Raw genomic sequence first — 25032 nt, 5'->3', positions numbered from 1 at the left:
GATTTATAAGTAATTTTTAAGTTGGCATGCTGATTGCATTACTTGTGAGAAGCCATTTTTCTTATTCATTATGTACTTTTTTATGTACTAATTAACTGGAGGTCATATGTCCGACAAAATTATGTCAAATTATAACAAAATACGCACAGATCTTATAACAAAAGATCGTCGTTTTAGTGCTGAAAGTGGCAAATTATGTTTTGATGGGGTTAATTTAGAAGAATTAGCCAGAAAATACCCAACGCCTTTTTATGTTTTTTCTGAAAAGGAAATTGATCGTAACGTTCAAGAAATCAAAGAAGCATTTAAAGCGCATCCTAAAACAAAAATTTTCTATGCTTCTAAAACCTGTTCGGTAATGGGCGTACTTAAAGCAATTAAAGACGCAGGTATCTATGCTGAAGCAAACTCAATGTTTGAAGTGCGTAAATGTTTAGATATCGGTTTCCCAGGAAGCCAAATTGTTTTCAACGGTGTGGTTAAAAAACCAGTTGATTTAGAATTTGCTATCCAAAACGATCTTTACATCATCAACGTAGATAGCTTATATGAGCTTGATATTATTGATGAGATTTCACGACGTTTGAAAAAAGTGGCAAATGTGTGTGTGCGTGTTGAACCAAATGTACCGTCAGCAACTCACGCAGAATTAGTCACCGCTTATCACGCTAAATCTGGTATCGACTTAGAACAAGCTGAAGAGACTTGTCGTCGTATTCTTGAAATGCCTTATGTTCATTTACGTGGTTTACATATGCACGTAGGGGATCAAGTACCGGAAGCAGAACCTTTTGCCAAAGCGACCAAAGTATTAGTTGATGAATCACGCCGTTTAGAAGAAGTGCTTGGCATTAAATTTGATTTAATCAACGTTGGTGGTGGTATTCCTGTTCCATATAAATATGACGAAGAAAATGGTAACCCATTAGAAGACAATATGTATGCAGGTATTACCGCACAAGATTTTGCTGATGCAATTATTAGCGAAGTTCACAAATGGCGTACTGATGTTGAAATCTGTATTGAACCAGGTCGTAAAGTAACCGGTTCAGCAGGTGTACTTTTAACTGAAGTTGCTTGTGAAAAACGTAAAACTAACTATGACTTAGACGGTAACATCGAAGAACATGTTGAATGGAAATTTGTTGATGCTGGTTATAGCGTGTTATCTGACAGCCAACACTTTGATTGGTTCTTCTATGTCTATGATGCATCAAGAATTACTGAACAACATGATGAGTACATCAAATTAGCAGGTCCATTATGTGACGGTGGTGACTATTTCCACGTGGGTGTTAAAGGTGAAGAGTTCTTATTACCAAAAGACACTCAAATTGGCGATATCATTGCTTTCCTTGATGCCGGTGCTTATACCATCGAAAGCCAAACAGTTTATAACAACCGCCCACGTACTGCTGTTGTTATGATTGATAAACATGGCAAAGATCGATTGATTCGCCGTGAAGACACTTACGAGGATATGGTTGGATACGACGTGTATTAATCATGAACTGGCTGGGGCAATAACTGCCCCAGTTGTTATTATGTGAGGTTATTATGAGTGATTCTAAAGATTCAAGTTTACTTGGTATTAAAGACATTGTGTTTATGAATGTCATCGCAATATTAAGTTTACGTCAAATTCCGAATGTTGCGCCTTATGGGGCGTCAGCAATGGTACTTTGGCTACTTGCTGCATTCTGTCTTTTCTTCCCTTTAGCCATGGTATGTGGTGAGCTTTCAACAGGCTGGCCAAAAGATGGTGGGATCTTTGTATGGGTAAAAGAAGCATTTGGTAAACGTGTTGGTTGGATAGTGGTTGTTTGCTTCCTGTTTTCATGTGTACTTTTCTTCCCATTAATGTTGCAGTTTGGTTTTACTGCAATTGGTTATATGTTTAGTCCTGAACTTGCTCAAAATCAGGTGTTTATTGGTGTCGGTTCCATGGTGGTATTTTGGATTTTGACATTAATGAATATCAAAGGTATGCAATGGACTAAAGTTATCAATAGTGTCAGTGCATGGCTTGGGGTATTTATTCCGGCTGCAATTATTGTGCTATTAGCAATTGTTTGGCTATTAACTGGTCATCCAATGGCAACTGACTATAGTCATCTTAGCGATTGGATCCCTGATTTAAGTAGCTGGGATACGATTGTGTTTTTATCTAGTATGATGTTTGCTTTTGCTGGCCTTGAAGTTGCGCCGATGATCGCTGGTCGTACTCGTGATCCACAACGTGATTTCCCTAAAGCAATGGCGGTATCAGCAATTGTGATTGTGGGTATTTACATGATTGGTTCTTGGGCAATTAATACTTTATTGCCAGCTGAAGATACTGATATTGTTGCAGGTGTAATGCAAGCAATGGAAGCGGCGGCAAAAGAGTTACATATGCCTTGGTTATTACCAGTTATGGCAATCTGTTTATTCTTTGGTGCGTTAGGACAAATTAACTCATGGTTAGTTGGCCCTATCTATATGTTACAAGAAGCATCAAAAGAAGATAATTTACTTGGCGAACGTGTTGGTCGTTTACACCCTGTGTATAAAACACCAGCTTTTGCGTTAATTGTTCAAGCAATTATTGTAACCGTACTTTGTTTCTCAACTTTCGTATCACCGAGTATTGCAGCAGCATATTGGATGTTAACGGCGTTAACAACAATCTGTTACTTTATCCCATATTTAGTGATGTTTATTGCTTATTATCGTTTACGTATTACTCAACCTGATGTACCACGTAGCTTTAAAATTCCGGGTAAAGTGTTACCGATTGTGTTACCTGCGTTAGGTTTCTTATCGACTCTATTTGCGGTGATCTTAGTGTTTATCCCACCTGCACAAATCGATATGGGTGGATATGTTGAATATATCGCTAAAATTGTTGGTGGTGCGGTATTAGCTATTGTGTTAGCTGAATGGATCTACCATAGAGCACAAAAACGTAATCGCTTGCAACAACAATAAGATATAGAGGAGTAAAGTATGTACAAACCTATATTGGAAATCGATTTACGTAAATTAAGAAACAATGCTCGTGTTGAAAAAGAGCTGTTAGCTAAACACGGCATTGAAGTAATGGCCGTCAATAAAGTTTTTGATGGTTGCGTTGAAACCGCCAAAGCCGTGCTTGACGGCGGTATTGATGTGATCGCTGAGTCAAGAACTTACAATTTGAAAAAATTAAAAGACGCCTTAAATTGTAAGACCTGTTTATTACGTAGCCCTTGTTTAAGCGAAATCAGCGATGTTGTTAAATATGCTGATATTAGCTTAAACAGTGAAAAACAAGTTATCCAAGCGCTTTCGGATGAAGCCGTTAAGCAACAAAAAATTCATCAAGTATTATTAATGGTGGATATGGGTGACTTACGTGAAGGTATTTGGTTTGAACACCTCGATGATATCATCGATACCGTTAAACTCATATTATCTTTACCAGGTGTTGAGCTTTATGGGCTTGGCACCAACTTTAACTGCTATGGTACTGTTCTGCCAACCGTTAAAAATGGCGTGGATTTTTTACACATAGCACGTAAAGTGGAAGAGGCTTGTAATATCAAAATCAAATATCTGTCAGCAGGTAATTGCACCAGCTATCATCTGCTTGATAAAGGTATTTGGCCTGAAGGATTAAACCACATCAGAATCGGTGGTTTACATGAGTTTGGTATTGAGTATGTGGATATGAAATATCTTGATGAATTCCACCACTCAAATAAACCTGTTGAGAAGGCATGCAGTAATTTATATAAATTATATGCCCAAATCATCGAGCTCAATAGTAAACCTACTGTTCCTGTTGGTGAGTTAGGGGTTGATGCATTTTTAAACAGTAAAACATTTGTTGATCATGGTACACGTAAACGTGCTTTATTGGCTTTTGGACGTCAAGACGTTCCGGCCGAAAACTGTGTTCCTATCGACGATAACATTACTGTTTTAGGTCAAACCAGTGATCATACTATTGTTGATATTGAAGATGTGACTGAAACATTGAAAGTCGGCGATATGATCGGTTTTGAACTCGATTACACAGCCTTACTCATGGCATGTCAAACAAATGGCGTAGAAAAACGTTTTATTTATTAATTCGTGCTAGCTGCCGGGTCACCGGCAGCTTTTATTGATTACTAGGCGGTTTACATGGCTATATCAGAAACTCAAGAAAGTCCTTATCCCAGTAACTTAAAGAAAAACCTTAAAAATCGTCATCTTTTGATGATTTCATTAGGCGGATCAATTGGTACGGGATTATTTATTGGTATTGCAGCACCTCTTAGCACGGTTGGACCGTTAGGGACAATTATTGCCTATTTAATGGCGGGCAGTATTATGCTCTCTACGATGCTTTGTTTAGGTGAGCTTTCTTGCGCTTTTCCGCATGCTGGTTCTTTCCAACACTATGCATTAATGTTTATTCCCAATCCAATATGGAGTTACACCATTGGTTGGTTATATTGGTTAAGTTGGGTATTGTCAATGGCGGCAGATCTTACAGCGGCTGCTATGATTGCTCATCAAGTCTTTCCTTCCATTCCTATCTATCTTTTTAGTTTAATTATTTTAGTTGTGATCACCTCGGTGCATTTAACCTCGGTTCGTGCCTTTGGTGAAAGTGAATACTGGTTTTCGACCATAAAAGTGTTGGCGATTATTGCCTTTATTGCCACCGGCATTTATCTGCTTTATCAGCAATATGAGCAAACGCATCTACTGCCGACATTTAAAACAGAAAGTGGTTGGTTTCCCAATGGCTTTTTGTCGATTTTTGTCTGTATGACAATTGTCACTTATTCATTTCAAGGGGTAGAGTTAATTGGTAGTGCGGCTGGCGAAGCACAATCGCCACAATCGGTTTTACCGAAAATTATTACCGGCGTTGCTTTTAGAATTATTCTATTTTATGTATTAGCAATAGCGGTATTGGCGCTTGTCTATCCTTATGGCGTTGCTCACGATGAAATCAGCCCGTTTGTTTGGGTCTTTAACAAGGCCGGGATTCAGTTCGCCTCTTATATGATGCTATTTGTGATTTTCTGTGCTGCTATTTCGGCTGCTAATTCTGCCGTTTATGCCAGTTCAAGAATGTTGTGGTCTATGGCACAAGATAATTTAGCTCCAAAATCGTTTTCCAAAGTAAATAAACGAGGGGTACCAACAAAAGGCATTCTCTTTATTGCTATCATTGCGTTAGTTTCGCTATTTTCGAAATATATTGCTGCTGATAAGCTTTATCTTTATTTAGTCGCCGGTACCGGACAGGTCGGCTGTTTTGCCTGGATTATCATTGCATGGTGCCAATATCAATTCCGTAAGGGGGTGAACAGTGGTAAATACCCGAAAGAGATGATTAAATTCAAATCACCGCTGTTTCCATGGTTAGCCATGATTTCAATTACGGTCAATATTGTGATTATACTGGGCGTTTGGTTTGGTGAGTCAGGCCATTATATTTTACTGTCTGAACTGGCATTAATTACTATTATTTTAATTTCTTACTTTTTTTATAAAAAACGTAATCCCGCTATCACAACTAAGTCAACTTAGTTTTTGTCTAACAATGTAATCATCATCACTTAGGATGATGATTACATGTCAAAATCTTATCGATAAAACGTTTAAGGTAGTGTGTTCAAAGCGTCGCTTTGTTTGCACAGCAACGTTAGATGACTATTTTAAAAATGCCGCAACCCCGGTAAACACAACTTGTGCTGCGATAGCGGATACTAACAGTCCGGTTAATTTTGATAATATCGCAATGCCGGTATTTTTTAATACTTTAGCAATCGTTTTGGCGCATAAAAGCATGGCGTAGATGCCTAAAGAGGCGATCAATAAAGAGACAGCGCCTACCATGTTTGCAGCAAATCCGACGGAACTGGTGCCCATAACAATGATTGTCCCGATAGACGCAGGCCCCATACACAGCGGTACCGCAAGCGGAACGACGCTGATATCATCATCGCTACTAATTTTGTTTTTTTCCGGCGAGTCATTCATTAATGAAACTGCGGTAATAAACAGTAAAGCACCAGAGCCGATTCGAAACGCATTTAAGGTAAAACCAAAAACGCTAAACAGGGTATTACCGAAAAAGAATAATATGATACCAATAATAAATACCGCACACGATGTTTTACGCGCGGTTTTGCGGCGTAATGATTCGTCGTACTGTTTAGTACCACTTAAAAATGCGCTTAATACCGCTGGTGGCGTCATAAGGGCAAAGAGTTTTATGGTTGTTGAGACAATATCAACAAGATAGTTACTCATAGTATTACCTTTCAAAGAATAACAGTAAATTGGATTTAGTTGTCAACTTCAGGCAGTTGGCTGGAAGATAATATGATAGATACAAAAACGGCCACCGTAAAGGTGACCATATTTAATCTGATATATTTTAATTGGTTTTTAAATTGTAACCAATCAATATTAGTTAAGGCGCTCTTTAATACGAGCCGCTTTACCACGAAGTTCGCGTAAGTAGTAAAGTTTCGCTTGACGTACTTGACCACGACGTTTCACAGTAATTGAATCAACAATTGGTGAGTGAGTTTGGAATACTCGTTCAACACCTTCGCCATTCGAAATTTTACGTACTGTAAATGCAGAATGTAAACCACGATTGCGAATAGCAATAACCACACCTTCATATGCTTGAAGACGTTTTTTGTTACCTTCAACAACCCATACTTTTACTTCAACCGTATCACCCGGGCGAAAAGACGGGATGTCTTTTTTCATTTGTTCTTGTTCTAATTGCTGAATAATTGCATTTTTCATAATATTATCTCTTACTAGTTATACTGAAATTTTAGTCGCTATGTTTATCACGATATTCCCGTTGGAATTCAGTGAGTAAACGTTGCTCTTCATCAGTCAGAGCTAGATTTTCAAGAAGATCTTCTCTTCTCAACCAAGTTCGTCCTAGTGATTGTTTCAATCGCCAGCGACGAATCGCTTCATGGTGTCCGGACATTAACACATCGGGCACCGCCATTCCATCTAACACCTCTGGACGAGTATAGTGCGGGCAATCAAGTAAACCGTTAACAAAAGAGTCTTCTTCTGCCGATGACTGGTGATTTAACACGCCCGGTATAAACCTTGCTAATGCATCAATCATTGTCATTGCCGGTAATTCACCGCCACTTAACACGTAATCCCCAATTGACCACTCTTCATCAATTTCGGTTTGGATAACGCGCTCATCTATACCTTCGTAACGTCCACAAATCAAAATAAGTTTTTGATTATGTGACAATTCGCAAACACCTTGTTGGTCAAGTTTGCGCCCTTGTGGGGAAAGATAGATTACTTTTGTATCTTCACCTGCTACTGCTTTTGCCGCATGAATGGCATCCCTAAGGGGTTGTACCATCATTAACATGCCGGGCCCACCGCCATAAGGTCTGTCATCAACAGTCTTATGCTTATCATGCGCAAAATCGCGCGGGTTCCAATATTCTACTGTTAACAGTCCGTTTTTAACTGCTCGACCAGTAACGCCATAACTAGTAATAGCTTGAAACATTTCGGGAAAAAGGCTTATTACGCCAATCCACATAATCTTACCTTACCAATTAAAAAGCAGGATCCCAATCGACCATAATCATTTTTGTTGTTAAATCAACCTGTTTAATAAATTGTTCTTCAACAAAAGGGATTAAACGTTCTGTTGCTCCAAATGCATCTTTTAGATTGGCTTTAACGACCAACACATCATTAGAACCGGTTTCCATTAAATCAGTGACTTGACCTAAGTCATAACCGTTAACTGTTTTCACTCGACAGCCGATAAGATCTTTCCAATAAAAATCGCCTTGATTAAGCTTAGGCAATTTATCAGCATCAACAAACACTTCAGCATTCGTTAATGCATTTGCTTGATCTCGATCATCAACGCCTTTGAGTTTGACAATCATGTCTTGATTATGCGGTTTAAAGCTTTCTACGATTACTTCTTGCCATTGTCCAGCACGCTGGATATACCAAGGGGTGTAATCAAAGATACTATCCGGATATTCTGTAAACGAAAAAATCCTGAGCCATCCACGAATTCCGTAGCTTGAACCAAGTTTACCTACAACAATCAGATTCTCAGTATTCATTATCATTACAGTGACTATAAACGACTAAATTAAGCAGCTTTTTGTGCTTGTTTGATCAATGAGTTAACACGATCAGAAACGGTTGCACCTAAACCAACCCAATGATTTACGCGATCAAGATCTAAACGTAATTCTTCTGCTTTACCTTGTGCAATTGGATTAAAAAAGCCAACGCGCTCAATAAAACGACCATCACGTGGGTTACGGCTATCAGTGACAACTACTTGATAAAAAGGGCGCTTTTTAGAGCCACCACGAGCTAAACGAATAGTTACCATAACATCCTCTTAAATTAAAAAATAATCTTTCTTTTGCCCAACATGGACAAAATCAAAGCCCCGAAATTATACTCTTTCTAGCAAAAAGTGCAATGACTGTTTATCAGCTGGGGTTAGTGCGAGATTATTTATAATAAAGCAAATAGACCTGCCTAATTATTTGCGTGATTGAGGGTTAACGGTAATGGTTTGAATTGTTTACAATTTGCTGTTAGAAAATATCTATATCTATAAGTGCAGCGTTTAGCCTTTTAGCATGCATATCGAGCGCTAAAGTGTGGGTATAACACCGCCACTTTGCTGTTTGCTTTACACTTTAGATTAATCCTTTTTCAAGTTGAGCATGATAATATTGCCATTATGTCTTTTAAGCAGATATCTTTTAAATGAGCGGTTTATTTAATTAAGAAAAACAGCGGCAATTGCCCAAACCAACGCAAAAATTTTAAGTGTTTACTCAGCAAAACAATAAAATAAATTAATAGGGTTATTTGTTGGGCTTTTTGCGAATAAATGCCCGTTTTATGACATCAAAGAAACCTAATGATTTCACCATTTTTTGGCTATCAATATAAACTCGAATCGCTCGTAAAACTGTTTTGGGATCTTTCGAGGAAAAGGTAAAAGTGCCATTTTGTTTGGTATGTATTTGGTAGCGTGGTATCCACTTACCGCCAAATAAGACCGATGCGCTGACAAAATCTATCTCTTGCCATGGGATTTGTATATACTTACGGCGGTCACGTTGATGATAAAATTCAAAGGCTTTATCGCCAATCATAATATTGCCGTATTCAGTGGTGCCAACAAAAGTTGTTCCTTTGGTGGTCAGATCGATTTTGGTATTTAATGATTGAACCATATTTCTCCAAGTATGATGATAATTTAGCGATGCTATTTTGCCTGCTATGTTCAATATCGCTAATTAGCAAGCCGGGTGATAATTGTATCAGTCAAAAACGCCGCTAATAGAGAGAGAAAGCACTATGTTTTTATACTCAAACATAGTGCTTTTCTGAAACTTCTTTACAAGATTGGTTGCTTATAAAAGACCAATCACGTGTCCACCAATGCCGACTAGGAATAGTGCAAGAATAATTAAGATTGGTGATACTTTTTTACGTAATAACCACATACATAAAAAGGTTAAAAGTAATGGAACCAGTCCAGGTATCAGCTGATCTAAGTTATTTTGTAAAGTAACTATCTTCGTTTGTGTGAGAGATAATCCGGCTTGCATTTGTTCTAAGGCTTCTTTAATACCTGTTGCACCATTAGATATTTTGCTCCAATCAATAAAGGCACCGTCTGCCAATTTCACTTTTGAAACGACAGGTTGGAAATTGATCGATACCCACCTTTGCACCAAAGCTGCCAGAACAAACATTCCTAAAATTGAGGCGCCTTTGGTAATTTTTTGCAGTAAACCACCAGATAGGTTATCTGTGATTTTTGAACCGGTACGATAACCAAACTCTTGGGTATACCACATAAAGCCCCAACGAATAATATTCCAAAGTAAAAAGAATAAAATCGGTCCTAAAATATTGCCACTTAGTGCGAGCGATGCACCTAGGGCACCAAGCATTGGTCGAACAGTAAACCAGAACACCGGATCACCGACACCGGCTAAAGGTCCCATCATACCCACTTTTACCCCTTGAATAGCCACATCATCAACTGGTGCGCCATTGGCACGCTCTTCTTCAAGAGCAAGGGTTACACCTAAAACAGGCGATGCTAAATAAGGGTGAGTATTAAAAAACTCTAAATGGCGTTTTAATGCAGCAGAACGATCTTCTTTAGTGGTATACAATTTTTTAATCGCCGGTATCATTGAATAGACCCAGCCGCCATTTTGCATACGTTCGTAGTTCCAAGAACCTTGAAGGAAAGTTGAGCGCCAAGCAACTGCTAAACGATCTTTTTTAGTTAATTGAATTTTATCAGTCATTTTCTTCTCCAAGTTCCTAGTAATCATTCAAAATATCATCTAGTGGATCACCTTTATCACCACCATTTGAGTTATTGCCACGTTCAGAAAGATTAAGGTAAATTAACGCTAAAGCAATACCTAATGCACCAAGGGCAATCAAGGTTAATTGGGAAATAGCGGCAACAACAAAACCGATAATGAAAAACGGCCATACTTCACGGGTAGCCATCATATTGATAACCATTGCATAACCAACAGCCACAACCATGCCACCACCAATAGCCATACCGGTGGTTAACCATGTTGGCATTGCATTTAATGCGTCTTTAACTGTTTCAGCCGGAATAAATAGTAATGCTGCAGCTGGGATAGCGATACGTAAACCTTGCATGCAAATACCCAATATTTGCAGTAATTCAATACGTCTAATATTGCCTTCTTCCGCTGCGCTATCCATCATATGAACCAAAGGCACAGCCAGTGTTCGAACGATCATTGTTAAAAACAGTCCGGCAACCGCTAACGGAATTGCAACCGCAATCGCTGTTGAAACACCTTCAACGCCTTGCCCGCCTAACACTAATATAATTGATGAGGCAACTGACGCTAATGCCGCATCCGGTGCCACTGCTGCGCCAATGTTTGCCCAGCCTAGTGCTATCATCTGTAATGATCCACCTAATACTACACCAGCTTCTAGATTACCGGTTACCAGTCCAATTAATGAACATGCCACTAACGGTTGATGAAATTGGAACTGATCTAAAATACCTTCCATTCCTGCCAGAAAGGCGATAGCTATCACTAACAGGATAGCAACGATTGATAACGTCATAATATAACCCCTTAATTAAGACTTATTCTTTTGTTCGGCTAACTCTTCTTTCGCTTTAGTTAATAATTCATCCATATTGCTATTTGAATCATTAGGCACTTTGCGAACATCGAATTTAATATTTTTTGCTTTTAATTTTTCAAAGGCTTCAACGTCTTGCTCATTCATTGAAAGCACTTTATTTACCATGACTTTACCTACTGAGTGAGCCATGGAACCAATATTGAGTACCTCAATATCGACACCGCCTTCAACAGCTCGCACCACATCTTCCGGGTTTTCAAAGAGTAATAGTGCTTTGGTATTCCCAAAACGGGGATCTTTTGAAACCTCGATGATTTTTTTGATTGGTACGACGTTGGCTTTAACACCAGGAGGAGCGGCTTCTTCAATGAGTTTTTTTCTTAACTCATCTTTAGCAACTGAATCAGAAACAACAATAATACGATTAGGATTGGTCGATTTAGTCCAGGATGTGGCAACTTGTCCATGCAGTAAACGAGAGTCGACTCGAGCTAACACAATCTTCATTTTTCCGTCACCAAGCACAGTGCCTTCCGGAATGGTATTTGATGTTTGTTTTGCCGGAGCTTGATTCGCTGGCGCATCTACCGTTGCACGAATGCCGTCTTTAGCCGATTCTAAAATTGCTCCGGCGATCTCTTTTGCTGACTCCATGGAGAAACGTGATGAATAAGCTTCAATTAACATGGGCAAGTTTAGACCAGCGACAATTGCCCAATTAGGATGCGCTCCGCATAAATTATTTGCTTGATTAAATGGCGTGCCGCCCCATAAATCGACCAAAAATAACACTTCATCTTGATTATCAAATGTGGCAATAGCGGCTAACATTCGTTCTTTTAGACTTTCAGGGCTATCACTTGGGTGCAATGTTACGGCTTTAACATTTTCTTGTTCACCAAATATCATAGAGCCTGATTGTAGAATACCTTCAGCAAACTCACCATGAGTTGCCAGGATAATTCCTACCATATAACTACCTCCTGATTTTTATATTATTCGCTAATATAAATGTTATAAATTTTTCAAAAAAAAATGATATATCCTACATAATTAGTTGATTATAAAATATATTTTTTTGCGTAGTACAAAACGATTTTCTTACTTGTTGCAATTCAACTATTTTACGATTTATGTATTTTATCTGATTATAATTGATAAAATACAAATATTGAAAAAAATTGTGATGCTATATAGATTAATTATTTGTATTTTATGAATTTATTCACTGTTACATGAAAATATTTCAACTATGTATCATGATCGATAATTTCAACCAATCCCTTTAAGATAAATGGCATTTATTTAATCCATAATGATTTATTTTTATATTTCAGATCAAGTTCATGACTAAACCATCTGCCATTTAATACTTCAGCGATTAAAATCTTTTTAACCTTTGCATCGATTGACTGATCGTTATCCATTTGATTAAGCACATCTTGATAGTTCCATTTTTGCTCTCCCATGTAAATTTGGGCTTGCTGTCTATCGGCGTTAAGGTAAAGTAACGATTGGTTTTTAGCTGTCCAATTTTCCCAATAAATTAGATCATCGCCGTTAGGGTTGCCGTGATGAATAAAGTTATGCAGATATTGTTTAAATATCATGCTCAGTTGCTTAGCGCCTTTAGTCTCAAATGCATTGCCAATTATCTTTTCATAATTATCTGAAGAATGATCCATTAATGGGATGAAAACACCATGAAAAGCGCCAAATATTCCCATAGGCAAGCCAACAGTATTTTGATCCTCGCCATATTTTATTGTCACGCCAAAAATATTGGCTGGGTAAAATGGTGCCATTTTGTTAGCTGAGTCGGTAACATTAAATAGTTCATAAAGACGACTGCCATATTTATTGGCAAATTGAAATTCAGCTGACGCTTTGGTGGTCAATGAACCGGCTTCTTGACTAAAATAAGGGGACGATTGTGCAAATAGTGAAAACTCGCCAGTACCGGTAAGCATAATTAACGGGACACTATTGTAGTGTTGAGTATTAAAACCGTCTTTAGGGATCACATAGCCGTCATTGTATAAATGTGGAAAAACACTCATTCTTATACCGGCATTTCCCATTAGCGCAACAAGCCGATCAGATGAGATGCTATAGAGGTATTTTTTGACTTCAGATTGATTGGTTAACAACCATTGATAAGCTTGTTCTTCAGTTGGTTTAATTTTATCTTCAACCACCAGTGGGGCGATAGCTTTGGCAAACACTTTGATACTATCGACTTTATCTGCGACCGTCATCCCGCCACTAAATGAAATAGCTTGTTGAAATTTATCTTTAAAGATAGGGGAAATTAACATTGCCATTACATCTCGTCCACCCGCTGAAAAGCCTGAGACGGTAATATTATTCGGATCGCCGCCAAATTGCGCAATATTTTGTTTTATCCAATCTAATGATTTTGCTATATCAAGTAGCGCATAGTTACCTGAATCTTCTAATTTATCGCCGGTTTGTAAGGCTGGAAGCGGGTTAAATCCCAATGGTCCTAAACGGTAATTAATTGACACAAAAATGGCATCAAGATCGGTTACCAGCGTGTTGCCAGTCATTTCCATGGCGGTGCCGATTTGGTTATTTCCGCCGTGTATATAAACCAGTACAGGTAAATTATTGTTATGATTATTAGGGCGATAGATATTAAGGTTTAAGCTATCATCAGAACCTATTATATTATTGTCTTTAAGTTGCATGGCAACTTGACCGGCTTTGGTTGCATCAAATACGCCGTTCCAATGTTCAACATCAACCGGTTTTTTCCACCTTAACTCGCCGGTTGGGGATTTGGCATAAGGTATGCCCGTCCATTGAATGACATTATTAATTTGGTCGTAATAACCTTGGATTAAGCCATATTGTGTTTTGATAAGCGTTGAATCAGCAGTTGTTGGTGTAGTGATGTTTTCATTATGGCTAGGAAGCGAGTTTTCTTGACTAAAGCCAACCATTGGTGTTGCCAGCGTAATTAGACCCAGAAAAGCGAGAGTAGTTTTAAACTTATAGAATGATGTTTTCATACATTTCCCTTGTGTATTAATAAAAAGCCATTAATGTGAAATAGTTAATGTTAAAAATTAGAGAGAAGTGTATTCATATTACGAAATAAAGTATGACTAAATTACTCTTAATCTAACAAGCTCATATTTCTAAACGTGATAGAAATTAATACTATTTTGGATGTAAATCTAATAATTGTAGTAACAGTATTCGGTATATTTTTCTATAACTTGTATTAATGTCAACAATCATGATTGAAAAATTAGACTTGAGTCATAAAATCTCTTTTGCTAACTGCTTTAACTGCATCAAATTAGCTTATCATGGTGTTGAGTGCTTTTCTGATAAATCCTTTATTTTCCGATAACAGTTTTTTGGCCTCAATCACATCAAGATCGGCCAAAATCATTAAAATTGCTGTTTTGCAATGCTGTTCACTTTGTTGCAAAGCCAAAATGGCGGTTTGGCGATCACATTGTGTTGCTTGCCTAACAATTGCTATTTGCCGTTCGATAAGTTTAGCATTAGTTGCTTCAACATCGACCATTAAATTACCATAAACTTTACCGATTTTAATCATGCTGGCGGTGGTGAGCATATTAAGGACGAGTTTTTGGGCTGTGCCGGCTTTCATTCTTGATGATCCAGTAATCACTTCAGGCCCAACAATGGGGGTAATGGCAATATCAGCTATATCTATCATTGGCGCGTTGGCATTACAGCAAAGGCTAATGACAGTTGCACCCAGTGTTTTGGCGTATTGCATTCCACCGATGACATAAGGTGTGCGCCCACTAGCTGCAATCCCAACTAAAATATCGTTGGCCGAAAATTGAATATCGGTTAAATCGGTAACTGCCAGCTCCGGTTTGTCTTCAGCGTTTTCAACTGCTTTAAAAATGGCTGGTTTACCGCCCGCAATTAAGCCTATGACTTGTTGAGGTGGCGTGCCATAAGTTGGTGGGCATTCACTGGCGTCTAAAATGCCAAGCCGGCCAGAAGTGCCGGCACCAAGATAGATAAGTCTGCCATTATTTAAAAATGCATGACTGATTGCATCGACAGCATTTGCGATGTTAGCAAGCTGCTTTTCAACCGCTAGCGCAACTTGCTTATCTTCATTATTAATGATGCTGAGAATTTCAAGCGTGGAACATTGATCGATGTGTTCACTGTTAGGGTTTTGATTCTCAGTCATCATATCGCCAAGATTAATGTTTTGCATGCTTTTTTAATCCTATCCATAAAAAGAGTATGACAATGGCAACTAAACTGCCGAAGCCGACACCTATTGCAATAACGGGTAATTTCATGGCGACCGCTAAAGTATAAAGCCCTAGCATAATCATCATAGCACTATTTTGACTTAAGTTTTGGATTGAAACAACACTACCGGCACCAATTAACTCTTTCCCCATTTTTTGAATTAACGCATTAAGTGGCACGATAAAAAATCCGCCTAAAGCGCCAATTAGAATCAGTAAAATATACGATGAAATAATATTACTTTGTAAGGTGAATGCTATAACGGTCAGTCCCATTACTATTCCTGCCGGAATACAACGCAGGGTATTTTTCATCGAGATACACATACTTGCCAGCCCGGCGCCAATAACAATACCGATAGCCACAACTGCATTAAGGTTAGTCGGTGTGGCATTATCTTCAATACCTAATACGATTGGTACCCAAGCGATTAACAGGAAACGTAGCGTAATTCCGGCACCCCAAAATAGACTGGTACAACATAGTGTGTATAAGGTTTGTTTATTGGTGAAAACCACAGTAATGGTTTTAACAAAATCTTTCAATATGCTGATAAATTTCCATTCAATATTTTTTCTTGCGGCCGGAAGTTTTGGTATGAAAATATTGGCAAACACGGCCAGTCCATACATCAAAACACAAGTGAGCAAGGAGGCAATAATACTCATATCTGCAATATGCCCGCCAGCCAGTGAACCGAGTAAAATTGCGGCAATTGTCGATGACTCAATCAAACCGTTGGCTTTCACCAGATTATCGCCGGTAGTTAGCTCGCCCAAAATACCATATTTCGCCGGGGAGTAGGTTGCGGCGCCAATTCCCACTAAAAAATAGCCGACAAAAGGGGTAATATCTAAACAGATACAACCGGCACCAATTAACTTGATCGAATTTGCAATCATCATTGCTCTGCCTTTGGACATGCTGTCGGCAAACTGGCCGACAAAAGGCGAAAGAATGATAAATGGGACGACAAAACTAATTTGCAGTGCTGATTGGCTCCATTCGGGATAATGAAGATTTTTAATATAAGCGAGAATGGCAAAAAAGATCGCATTATCGGCAAAAGCTGAAAAAAACTGCGCCAGCATGGTTGCGACCATGCCTTTGCTTAATAAGGAATAGTGATTCATGCGTAATCCTTTCGGTTATTCGTCAGCCATTTTTCGGAGTGTGATAAAATCAATTTTACCCGTTCCGAGTAGCGGCAACGCTTTAACAACACGAATATCACGTGCAATGGCTAATGCCGGGATACCCAATTGTTGCGCTGCTTGACTAAGCAGATCACGACTTAACTTATTTGAAGTGGTAAACAGGACTATTGCTTCGCCTTTTGCTGAATCCGGTTTGACCGTTGCACCATGCATGGCATCGGGGTCAACTTTTTTCGCTAATGCTTCAACGCTTTCTAATGAGACCATTTCACCGGCAATTTTGGCAAATCTTTTTAGTCTTCCTTTGATAGTAATGAATCCTTCATTGTCAATGTTGACGATATCGCCAGTATCATACCAGCCTTCTTCTAATTGACCATTTTGATCAGCTGCCGCAGGCGTGATTAACTGACCGGGAGTTTCAACCCGTAAGTAACCTTTCATGACATTCGGGCCTTTAACTTGTAACTCTCCGCCGTCATTGATACCCGGCACAGGAATCAATCTTGAAACCATACCCGGCATTAAGCGCCCAACAGTGCCATTTTTAAATGCCATAGGGACATTTAACGCAACAACCGGCGCACATTCGGTTACGCCATAACCTTCTAAAATACGAATGCCGTATTTATCTTTCCATTGTTCACGTACTGATTCCGGTAGTTTTTCTGCCCCGGCAACCACATAGCGCAAACGCATAAAATCATAAGGGTGCGCATAACGAGCGTAATTAGCCAAAAATGTTGGTGTTCCAAATAAAACGGTACAATTTTGGTCGTAAATGATTTCCGGTACCATTCGGTAATGCAATGGGTTAGGGTATAAAAACGTTCGACTACCGGAAAACAGTGGTAAAAATAGTCCGGCTGTGATGCCAAAAGCATGAAACAGCGGTAAAGCTGACATAAATCTATCGGCCGGCGTGGGATCGATGACGGTACGAATTTGCTCAACATTGGCGAGCAAACTGCCATGAGTGTGTACAACCCCTTTAGGATTGCCTTCAGACCCAGAGGTAAACAGTACTAACGCTTCATCGTCACTCGATTGAGGATGCGCCACTAAGCGTGGAATGTATTGAAAAATAAAGGTATAAAGTTTATCCGAAAGTGTTAAGCTTTTGCTTAAATCTTCAAGAAAACACCACTTAACCCCTTTGATTTCATCGAGTAGATAATCAAGTTTGCCCTTTTTAATAAATTTACGTGATGTAATAATCGTTTTAATTTCTGCCGCTGTGATAGCACAGGTTAACCCTTTAGTGCCCGCGGTATAATTAAGCATTGCAGGCGTACGATTTTTTACCGATAAACCAAAAAAGGTTGCCACCGTAATTGTTGCATTAGGCAATAGTAGTCCCACCCGCTCTTGCGGAGCGGTAAATTTTGCTACGATGCGACTGATACCGATAATTTGTTTAAATAAGTGACGGAAAGAGGCTTCATGTGTGGTTGGATCTTGCACCATACGTGTTTTAACGCCATAACGCACTTGAGCTTCAAGCAGGGCTTCAAATAGGGTTAACTTAGGACGACTTGCCATTCGGGCATTCATCATAATTTGATGTAGCTTTTCACCGGCAATATAGCGGCGTTCACTGGCAGTTGCGGCATCCGGCATTGGAATAGTAGTAGGTTCGATTACATGTATGGTTATTTTCGGAAACAAGCGACGCTTAAATAACCCTTTTAAGCGACTGGTTAAGGTAAATTCTGCACCTTCAATCCAAACCGGTACAACGGTCGCTTGTGAACGGGCAGCAACAAAAGCGGCACCGTCGTAAATTTTCATTAATGAGCCTGTGATTGTAATTCGACCTTCAGGGAAAATAACAATAGGTCGGCCTTTTTCAATTTCACGGACTAATCGTTTAATCGCCATAGGATTTAAGGGATCCATGGGGACAAAATCAACATAGCGTTTGGCAAAACGAACTAACCAATGATTAATATACCCAGCATAAATTGCAAACACCGGTCTTACAGGTAAAAATACGCCGATTAAAATGCCGTCTAGGAAGGAAACATGGTTAGGAGTGATGAGGAGTCTTTCTTGCTTTAAGTTATTTAGATTACCATTAAGTTTGACATGGAATAATATCTTTAAAAAAAACTTTAATATTTTAAAAACCATTTGAATTCTCAATTACCGTACAAAATTGTACCAGGTAATAATAGTGAAAATCTATCCAATATACAAGAACTTTGATTTTTATGATTTTATTTATAATTAAATCATTCGTTGCGCTGTTTTGCTTAGTATTGTTACTCATTAACATAGACAACAGATATCAAAAAAGTAAAATAACGGATAACAACATATAAGGAATCATCATGTTAATTTTAACCGCAAAAGATATACAACAATGTTATAGCATGAAAGAGGCTATAGCGGCTGATAAACAGGCTTTAAAAATTTATACACAAGGAAACAGTGAAGTGCCATTACGTATAAATTTTGATATGCAAAATGGTCAATGTTTATTTATGCCTGCACATATTAAAGCTAACGATGTAGTTGGTATAAAAATTGTTTCGGTTTTTCCCAATAACCCTAAATTGGGTAAACCGTCGGTGCCAGCACAAGTACTTATGATCGATCCGAAAACTGGCGAAGTGTGCGCAATGTTAGACGGCACTTATGTGACACAATTACGTACTGGCGCAGTTCAAGGGGCGGCGACAGATCTGCTAGCTAAAAAAGAGGCTAAGCGAGCGGTGTTAATAGGTACCGGTGGGCAGGCGATTTCTCAGTTAGAAGCCATGTTAACGGTGCGTCCACTTACTGATGTGGCTATTTATGATATTGATACCAATAAAGCTAAACAATTTACCGAAGAGATGAAACAACGATTTGCCCATTTTCCGGCTCATCTCTATTTCTCACAAGATCTTGATTCAGATATTAGCCGGGCAGATATTATTACTTCAGTTACCACTTCCAACACTGCTACTTTTAATGGTGAAAAGGTGAAATCCGGTGCACACATTAATGGTGTTGGCGCTTATACGCCTAAGATGCATGAAATACCGGAGAGCGTTGTTAAACAAGCTGATATTCGTGTATTAGATACTAAAGATGGCGTGTTTGCTGAGGCGGGTGATATTATTGATCCGATTAACCAACAGTTAGTGACAAAAGATGACTTTTTTGAATTGGGTGATTTAGTAATCGATCCGCAAAAATGTCGTGTAAACGATCAGCAAATTACCCTGTTTAAAACAGTGGGCACAGCAGTATTAGATGTTTATGTCGGTTATGATATTTATCTAAAAGCTAAACAACAGGGAATCGGCACTCAGATTTAAGCGTATCAAGCACATTAAGCCAAAATAGATTTGAGGCAATCAATCAAACTTAATGTACGTTTAAGCTTAACTTTAGCTTTGCAGCTCTTGTTTTTGTGAGCGTCCAAGTAAGGTCATTGCAGCTTGTTTAGGATCTTTGCCTTCATAAAGAATTTTATAGATTTGTTCGGTGATAGGCATATCGACATGATATTTTTGTGCAAGCATCCAAACTTCTTTGGTGTTTTTGCATCCTTCAACAACTTGAGCAATGATATCTTGCGCTTGTTTAATCGTTTTATTTTGCCCGAGTAAAATCCCAAAACGACGATTACGAGATTGGTTATCTGTGCAGGTGAGAACTAAGTCGCCTAAACCAGCCATCCCCATAAAAGTTGCCGGATCTGCGCCGAGCGCTGCGCCTAGGCGCATCATTTCTGCCAGTCCACGAGTGATCAAAGCCGTTCTTGCATTTGCACCAAAGCCTAGTCCGTCAGATAAGCCTGCGCCGATAGCAATAACGTTCTTAATTGCGCCACCAAGTTGCACACCAATAAAGTCTTTACTGCTATAAACCCGAAAACTTTTACTACAGTGGAATAGATTTTGTAGTTCAGTTAAAAACTGATCATCGGTAGAAGCAACTGTCACTGCCGTTGGCAAGCCAGAAGCAACTTCTTTAGCAAAGGTCGGACCCGATATGACAGCAAGGGGAATTTTATCACCCAGAATCTCTCTTGCGACATCTTGCAGTAGCCTGCCGGTATCAACTTCAAGTCCTTTGGTTGCCCAAACGATTTTACTGTCTTTTCGCAAAAATGGTTTAATTTGTTTAAGAATGTTACCAAATGCATGACTAGGTACTACGATAAGTAAAATAGGGGACGCAGCAACTGCCGTGCCAAGGTCACTTTCAATATACAGTAAGTCAGGAAAAGGGATATCAGGCAAAAATTGATTATTTTGCCTGTCATGCTGCAAAATGGCCATTTTATCAGGGTTATGCCCCCATAATAATGTTCGATGACCATTTCGTGCTAGTAATATCGCCAGCGAAGTGCCATATGAACCCGCACCAATTACTGTCACAGCAGCATCTTTTTTCATAAATGATCCAATTAAGTATTTAGTTAACTTTAAAACAATAATTATTGTAAAGTATCTGAAGACTCATTTTCAGCTTGTTGTTGTTGCTGTTGTTGTTGAAGATAGTTCAAATACAATGCTTCAAAATTGACTGGTTCTAAGTTAACTTGTGGGAATGTCCCTTTATTCACTAAACTTGCCACCACTTCACGTGCATATGGGAATAAAATATTTGGACAATATGCACCAAGACAATGTTGAATTTGACCTTCCTCAAAGCCAATTAATGAAAATATCCCAGATTGAGTGACTTCACAAATATACACAACTTCTTCTTGTTGTTTTACGGTAATGGTGACTCTGAGTGATACTTCAAAAACACTATCACTTAGTGTTTGTGAAGATGAATTAAGTTCTAAATTCATCTCTGGTTGCCATTGTTTAGTAAAAATTTCTGGCACGTTGTTTGTTTCGAAAGAAACATCTTTGGTATAAATTCGTTGAATAGCAAATTGTGTTTCAGCTTGTTGTGTATTGTTTTGTTCTGTCATGATAAAACCTTATTTTGAAATGATATTATATTATTTTTTTACTAATGGTAGATTTTCGCCATTCCACCCAGCAATGCCGTCTTTTAACGTAAATACGTTTAAAAAACCTTGTTTGACAAGGAGTTCACCAATACTTGATGATGATAAACCATTCTCGTCAACTAAAATTATGAGATTTTCTTTAAATTTATCAATTGTTTTTGCATTCGCATTTTTGATATCAATCGGTAAGATATTGTGTGATTGAGTGATATGCCCTTTTTTGAAGCTATCAGCTGAACGAATATCGATAATAACTGCATCGAGCTTATTGATCATATTAATCGCTTGGGCGTTATTAATGATTTTTACTTTTGATAATTTACTTTTAACCGTTAATACGATGATTGCAATAAATAGGACAATCCAACCTAAAGATAGTAAAAGGTGATTTTTAATAAAAGGTATAATTTCGAGAGTAATAAAGTCCATACTTGTATATTTACCTGAATTTTTCAATATAAGAAGAGATTATAACGATATTATGCACTGAAATATAGTACCAATAAGAAAATCTTGTAAACACAAAAAAATATTTATTGAGATTTATAAAGTCGGATAACGCAAATAAAACAATTTATTATTTTGGTGCTTTTTTTCAATATTGCTCAGCTTTAATTTAACCAAGAGTGAAGATTCAAGCAAAATCTACCCATTAAATAAGCAAAATGGCACAATTGCGCTCAATTTTGGTGCGTAATCAATCTTGTTTTGCTTTATTTTGGTGCATGAGTTTCATTTGTGTTATCATCGATCCATTAAATTCACCGAAATAAGGCATTTTAAAAAGTGGCATTATATTTGCATATAGTTTAGCAACTTATAAACCTTTGGCAACAATGCCTTACGAACTGAACAATTATTTGTCCTTAATGGAGAAGATTCATGTCTATACAAAAAGTGTTAACACTAATTAAAGAAAACGATGTTAAATTTGTCGATTTACGTTTTACTGATACAAAAGGTAAAGAGCAACACGTTACAATACCGGTTAGTCAAATTGATGCTGATTTCTTTGAAGACGGTAAGATGTTTGACGGCTCATCAATCGCAGGTTGGAAAGGTATTAATGAATCAGACATGGTATTAATGCCAGATGCTTCAAGTGCCGTTATCGATCCATTTTTTGAAGATGTGACATTAAATCTCCGTTGTGACGTATTAGAACCAGCAACGCTACAAGGTTATGATCGCGATCCACGTTCAATCGCTAAACGTGCTGAAGAGTTTTTGAAATCTTCAGGCATTGCCGACACCGTTATTTTTGGACCAGAACCGGAATTCTTCCTATTTGATGACGTTCGTTTTGGAACGCCAATGTCGGGTAGTTTTGTTCATATTGATGATATTGAAGCGGCTTGGAACTCAGGGACTAAATACGAAGAAGGCAATAAAGGGCATCGTCCGGGCGTTAAAGGTGGTTACTTCCCACTTCCGCCAGTTGATTCATCGCAAGATATTCGTTCTGAAATGTGTTTAATTATGGAACAACTTGGCTTAGTTGTTGAAGCGCATCACCATGAAGTGGCAACCGCCGGACAAAACGAAATTGCTTGTCGTTTTAATACGCTAACTAAGAAAGCTGATGAAGTACAAATTTATAAATATGTGGTACAAAATGTCGCGCATGCTTATGGTAAAACCGCAACATTTATGCCAAAACCGATGTTTGGCGATAATGGTTCAGGTATGCACTGCCACCAATCTTTAGCCAAAGATGGGGTTAACTTATTTGCAGGTGATAAATATGCAGGCCTTTCAGAAATGGCATTATTCTATATCGGCGGTATCATTAAACATGCTAAGGCTATCAATGCGTTTACTAACCCTGCGACTAACTCATATAAACGTTTAGTACCGGGTTATGAAGCACCCGTTATGCTTGCCTACTCTGCTCGTAACCGTTCTGCTTCAATTCGTATTCCGGTTGTGACTAGCCCGAAAGCACGCCGTATTGAAGTTCGTTTCCCTGATCCAGCCGGTAATCCATATTTATCATTTGCTGCTCAGTTAATGGCTGGTTTAGACGGTATCATTAACAAAATTCATCCGGGCGATGCAATGGATAAAAACTTATATGATTTACCACCGGAAGAATCTAAATTAATTCCTCAAGTAGCAGGTTCATTGGAAGAAGCGCTTAATGCATTAGATGCCGATCGTGAATTTTTAACACGTGGTAATGTATTTACGAATGATACGATTGATGCTTATATTGATTTAAAACGTCAAGACGTTGATCGTGTACGTATGACTCCACATCCTGTCGAATTTGAGCTTTACTATAGTTTATAACGTTAATGTTGATAACATTATCGTCTATCAGCTATTTGATAAAAATTAATCCACCGCTTACAGGCGGTGGTTTTAAATGAGGACGGAAATCCTGCGATGACATTTGATAATGAATCTGATGCTAATCTTGTTCTCGATTCGATGATTACAAGTATTTTGTTACTTGATAAACAACTCCATATTCGTTATGCCAATACAGCAGCTCAGCAGCTTTTAGCGCAAAGCACGAAAAAATTATTAGATAGCTATCTGCCCGATCTATTGGGTTACTTTTCGTTGGATATTGATTTGATGCAAAACGCTTTAGATCAAAATCAAGGTTTTACTGATAATGAAGTCAACTTAGTGATTAACGATGAATTACATATTTTATCGTTAACCGCTCAACTCCTACCTAATGGGCAAATTTTGCTCGAAATGGCGCCATTAAATAATCATAAACGATTGAGTCAAGAGCAATTACAGCAAGCGCAGCAGAGTGCGGCTCGTGATCTAATCCGTGGGCTTGCTCATGAAATTAAAAATCCTTTAGGTGGCCTACGCGGCGCCGCTCAGTTATTATCTCGCCAGTTACCGAAAAACGAGCTACAAGATTATACTAAGATTATTATTGAACAAGCGGATAGATTAAGAAACCTCGTCGATCGGTTGTTAGGTCCTCAGCAACGATTACTACAACAAGAGCAAAATATTCATAAAGCTATTGAACGAATCTATGCGCTATTGTGCCTTGAAAAGCCGGACAATGTACAAATTTTGCGTGATTACGATCCAAGCCTACCGGATTTAATTCATGATTCCGAACAGATAGAACAGGTTGTTTTAAATATTGTTCGTAATGCTTTGCAAGCAATTGGTGCAAAAAACGGCACAATTACTATCAGAACCAGAACTGCTTTTCAAGTGACTATACATGGCCAGCGTTATCGGCTATGTGCACGCATTGATATTGAAGATAATGGACCAGGAGTGCCAATGCATATTCAAGATACCCTTTTCTATCCTATGGTAAGTGGTTATGAAGGGGGTACCGGCATCGGGCTTTCAATTGCGCATAATATTGTGGATCAACATCATGGCAAGATTGAGTTCAATAGTTGGCCGGGTCATACAGAGTTTTCAATTTATTTGCCAATCAAACAATGA

Annotated in this window: 22 protein-coding genes and 2 pseudogenes; 7 read left to right on the top strand and 17 right to left on the bottom strand. The window is 38.5% G+C overall.

The window, feature by feature from the left end; all coding sequences use genetic code 11:
- The first annotated feature begins 106 nt into the window (after positions 1–106).
- The 4 genes from lysA to J3U74_RS05570 are packed head-to-tail and all read left to right on the top strand — an operon-like array spanning position 107 to position 5553.
- Positions 107–1504 (top strand): diaminopimelate decarboxylase, encoded by a 1398-nt coding sequence (lysA, locus tag J3U74_RS05585; RefSeq protein WP_220218859.1) that lies wholly within the window; start codon positions 107–109, stop codon positions 1502–1504.
- Between the two features lie 53 nt (positions 1505–1557).
- Positions 1558–2970 carry an APC family permease gene (locus tag J3U74_RS05580; RefSeq protein WP_220218860.1) on the top strand — a complete coding sequence of 471 codons (1413 nt, stop codon included), beginning with the start codon at positions 1558–1560 and terminating at the stop codon, positions 2968–2970.
- Between the two features lie 18 nt (positions 2971–2988).
- Positions 2989–4095, top strand: a complete 1107-nt coding sequence (locus tag J3U74_RS05575) for an alanine/ornithine racemase family PLP-dependent enzyme (protein WP_267329407.1) — start codon at positions 2989–2991, stop codon at positions 4093–4095.
- 54 nt (positions 4096–4149) lie between these two features.
- A complete protein-coding gene (locus J3U74_RS05570; protein WP_220218862.1) occupies positions 4150–5553 on the top strand; it encodes an amino acid permease in 1404 nt (467 codons plus the stop codon).
- A 123-nt stretch (positions 5554–5676) separates the two neighbouring features.
- Here J3U74_RS05570 and J3U74_RS05565 read toward each other — a convergent pair whose 3' ends face one another.
- The 14 genes and pseudogenes from J3U74_RS05565 to aas all read right to left on the bottom strand — a co-directional run bounded on the left by J3U74_RS05565 (position 5677) and on the right by aas (position 18761).
- Entirely contained in the window at positions 5677–6279 is a 603-nt protein-coding gene (locus J3U74_RS05565; protein ID WP_220218863.1) for a MarC family protein, read from the bottom strand.
- A gap of 159 nt (positions 6280–6438) precedes the next feature.
- Positions 6439–6789: a 50S ribosomal protein L19 gene (gene rplS, locus J3U74_RS05560; protein WP_034900792.1), complete on the bottom strand. Its 351-nt coding sequence runs from the start codon at positions 6787–6789 to the stop codon at positions 6439–6441.
- 31 nt (positions 6790–6820) lie between these two features.
- Complete coding sequence (gene trmD / locus J3U74_RS05555; RefSeq protein WP_220218864.1) at positions 6821–7573, bottom strand: tRNA (guanosine(37)-N1)-methyltransferase TrmD; 753 nt, start codon at positions 7571–7573, stop codon at positions 6821–6823.
- A 16-nt stretch (positions 7574–7589) separates the two neighbouring features.
- On the bottom strand, positions 7590–8117 hold the full coding sequence (gene rimM, locus J3U74_RS05550; RefSeq protein WP_267329408.1) for a ribosome maturation factor RimM: 528 nt from the start codon (positions 8115–8117) through the stop codon (positions 7590–7592).
- Between the two features lie 29 nt (positions 8118–8146).
- Entirely contained in the window at positions 8147–8395 is a 249-nt protein-coding gene (gene rpsP, locus J3U74_RS05545; protein WP_220218866.1) for a 30S ribosomal protein S16, read from the bottom strand.
- Positions 8396–8882: 487 nt separating this feature from the next.
- Positions 8883–9257 (bottom strand): DUF956 family protein, encoded by a 375-nt coding sequence (locus tag J3U74_RS05540; RefSeq protein WP_220218867.1) that lies wholly within the window; start codon positions 9255–9257, stop codon positions 8883–8885.
- Between the two features lie 180 nt (positions 9258–9437).
- Positions 9438–10349, bottom strand: coding sequence for a PTS system mannose/fructose/sorbose family transporter subunit IID (locus J3U74_RS05535; RefSeq protein ID WP_220218868.1), 912 nt, complete (start codon positions 10347–10349; stop codon positions 9438–9440).
- A 16-nt stretch (positions 10350–10365) separates the two neighbouring features.
- Positions 10366–11166 (bottom strand): PTS mannose/fructose/sorbose transporter subunit IIC, encoded by an 801-nt coding sequence (locus J3U74_RS05530; protein WP_220218869.1) that lies wholly within the window; start codon positions 11164–11166, stop codon positions 10366–10368.
- 15 nt (positions 11167–11181) lie between these two features.
- Positions 11182–11730 (bottom strand): annotated as a pseudogene (locus J3U74_RS12540) (PTS system mannose/fructose/N-acetylgalactosamine-transporter subunit IIB); the annotation flags it as partial.
- Positions 11731–11786: 56 nt separating this feature from the next.
- Positions 11787–12162, bottom strand: a pseudogene (locus J3U74_RS12535) (PTS sugar transporter subunit IIA); the annotation flags it as partial.
- A 329-nt stretch (positions 12163–12491) separates the two neighbouring features.
- Positions 12492–14225 (bottom strand): carboxylesterase family protein, encoded by a 1734-nt coding sequence (locus tag J3U74_RS05520; RefSeq protein WP_267329409.1) that lies wholly within the window; start codon positions 14223–14225, stop codon positions 12492–12494.
- 293 nt (positions 14226–14518) lie between these two features.
- The gene (gene murQ / locus J3U74_RS05515) at positions 14519–15430 is read right to left on the bottom strand and encodes an N-acetylmuramic acid 6-phosphate etherase (RefSeq protein WP_267329410.1); all 912 of its coding nucleotides are present in this window, start codon (positions 15428–15430) and stop codon (positions 14519–14521) included.
- On the bottom strand, positions 15417–16604 hold the full coding sequence (gene lplT, locus J3U74_RS05510; RefSeq protein WP_267329411.1) for a lysophospholipid transporter LplT: 1188 nt from the start codon (positions 16602–16604) through the stop codon (positions 15417–15419). The genes murQ and lplT overlap by 14 nt, the downstream gene beginning before the upstream one ends.
- Positions 16605–16619: 15 nt before the next feature.
- Positions 16620–18761, bottom strand: coding sequence for a bifunctional acyl-ACP--phospholipid O-acyltransferase/long-chain-fatty-acid--ACP ligase (gene aas / locus J3U74_RS05505; protein ID WP_267329412.1), 2142 nt, complete (start codon positions 18759–18761; stop codon positions 16620–16622).
- 200 nt (positions 18762–18961) lie between these two features.
- Between aas and J3U74_RS05500 the strand changes: the two genes are divergently transcribed.
- Positions 18962–19936, top strand: a complete 975-nt coding sequence (locus J3U74_RS05500) for a hypothetical protein (protein ID WP_267329413.1) — start codon at positions 18962–18964, stop codon at positions 19934–19936.
- Positions 19937–20008: 72 nt separating this feature from the next.
- Here J3U74_RS05500 and gpsA read toward each other — a convergent pair whose 3' ends face one another.
- From gpsA to J3U74_RS05485, 3 genes are read right to left on the bottom strand one after another with little or no spacing between them, the layout of a single operon-like run.
- Positions 20009–21022 carry an NAD(P)H-dependent glycerol-3-phosphate dehydrogenase gene (gpsA, locus tag J3U74_RS05495; protein ID WP_267329414.1) on the bottom strand — a complete coding sequence of 338 codons (1014 nt, stop codon included), beginning with the start codon at positions 21020–21022 and terminating at the stop codon, positions 20009–20011.
- A gap of 41 nt (positions 21023–21063) precedes the next feature.
- The gene (secB, locus tag J3U74_RS05490; RefSeq protein ID WP_220218877.1) at positions 21064–21552 is read right to left on the bottom strand and encodes a protein-export chaperone SecB; all 489 of its coding nucleotides are present in this window, start codon (positions 21550–21552) and stop codon (positions 21064–21066) included.
- A 30-nt stretch (positions 21553–21582) separates the two neighbouring features.
- Positions 21583–22023: a rhodanese-like domain-containing protein gene (locus tag J3U74_RS05485; RefSeq protein WP_220218878.1), complete on the bottom strand. Its 441-nt coding sequence runs from the start codon at positions 22021–22023 to the stop codon at positions 21583–21585.
- A gap of 453 nt (positions 22024–22476) precedes the next feature.
- On the opposite strand from J3U74_RS05485, the gene glnA reads away from it, so the two are divergent.
- Positions 22477–23886 carry a glutamate--ammonia ligase gene (gene glnA, locus J3U74_RS05480; protein ID WP_220218879.1) on the top strand — a complete coding sequence of 470 codons (1410 nt, stop codon included), beginning with the start codon at positions 22477–22479 and terminating at the stop codon, positions 23884–23886.
- Between the two features lie 96 nt (positions 23887–23982).
- A complete protein-coding gene (gene glnL, locus J3U74_RS05475; protein WP_267329415.1) occupies positions 23983–25032 on the top strand; it encodes a nitrogen regulation protein NR(II) in 1050 nt (349 codons plus the stop codon).

Origin of the sequence: Gilliamella sp. B3892 (assembly GCF_026536305.1) — a bacterium.
Classification (GTDB): domain Bacteria; phylum Pseudomonadota; class Gammaproteobacteria; order Enterobacterales; family Orbaceae; genus Gilliamella.
The sequence above is the reverse complement of the archived record's forward strand: the minus strand, read 5'-3'. Positions and strand labels throughout refer to the sequence as shown.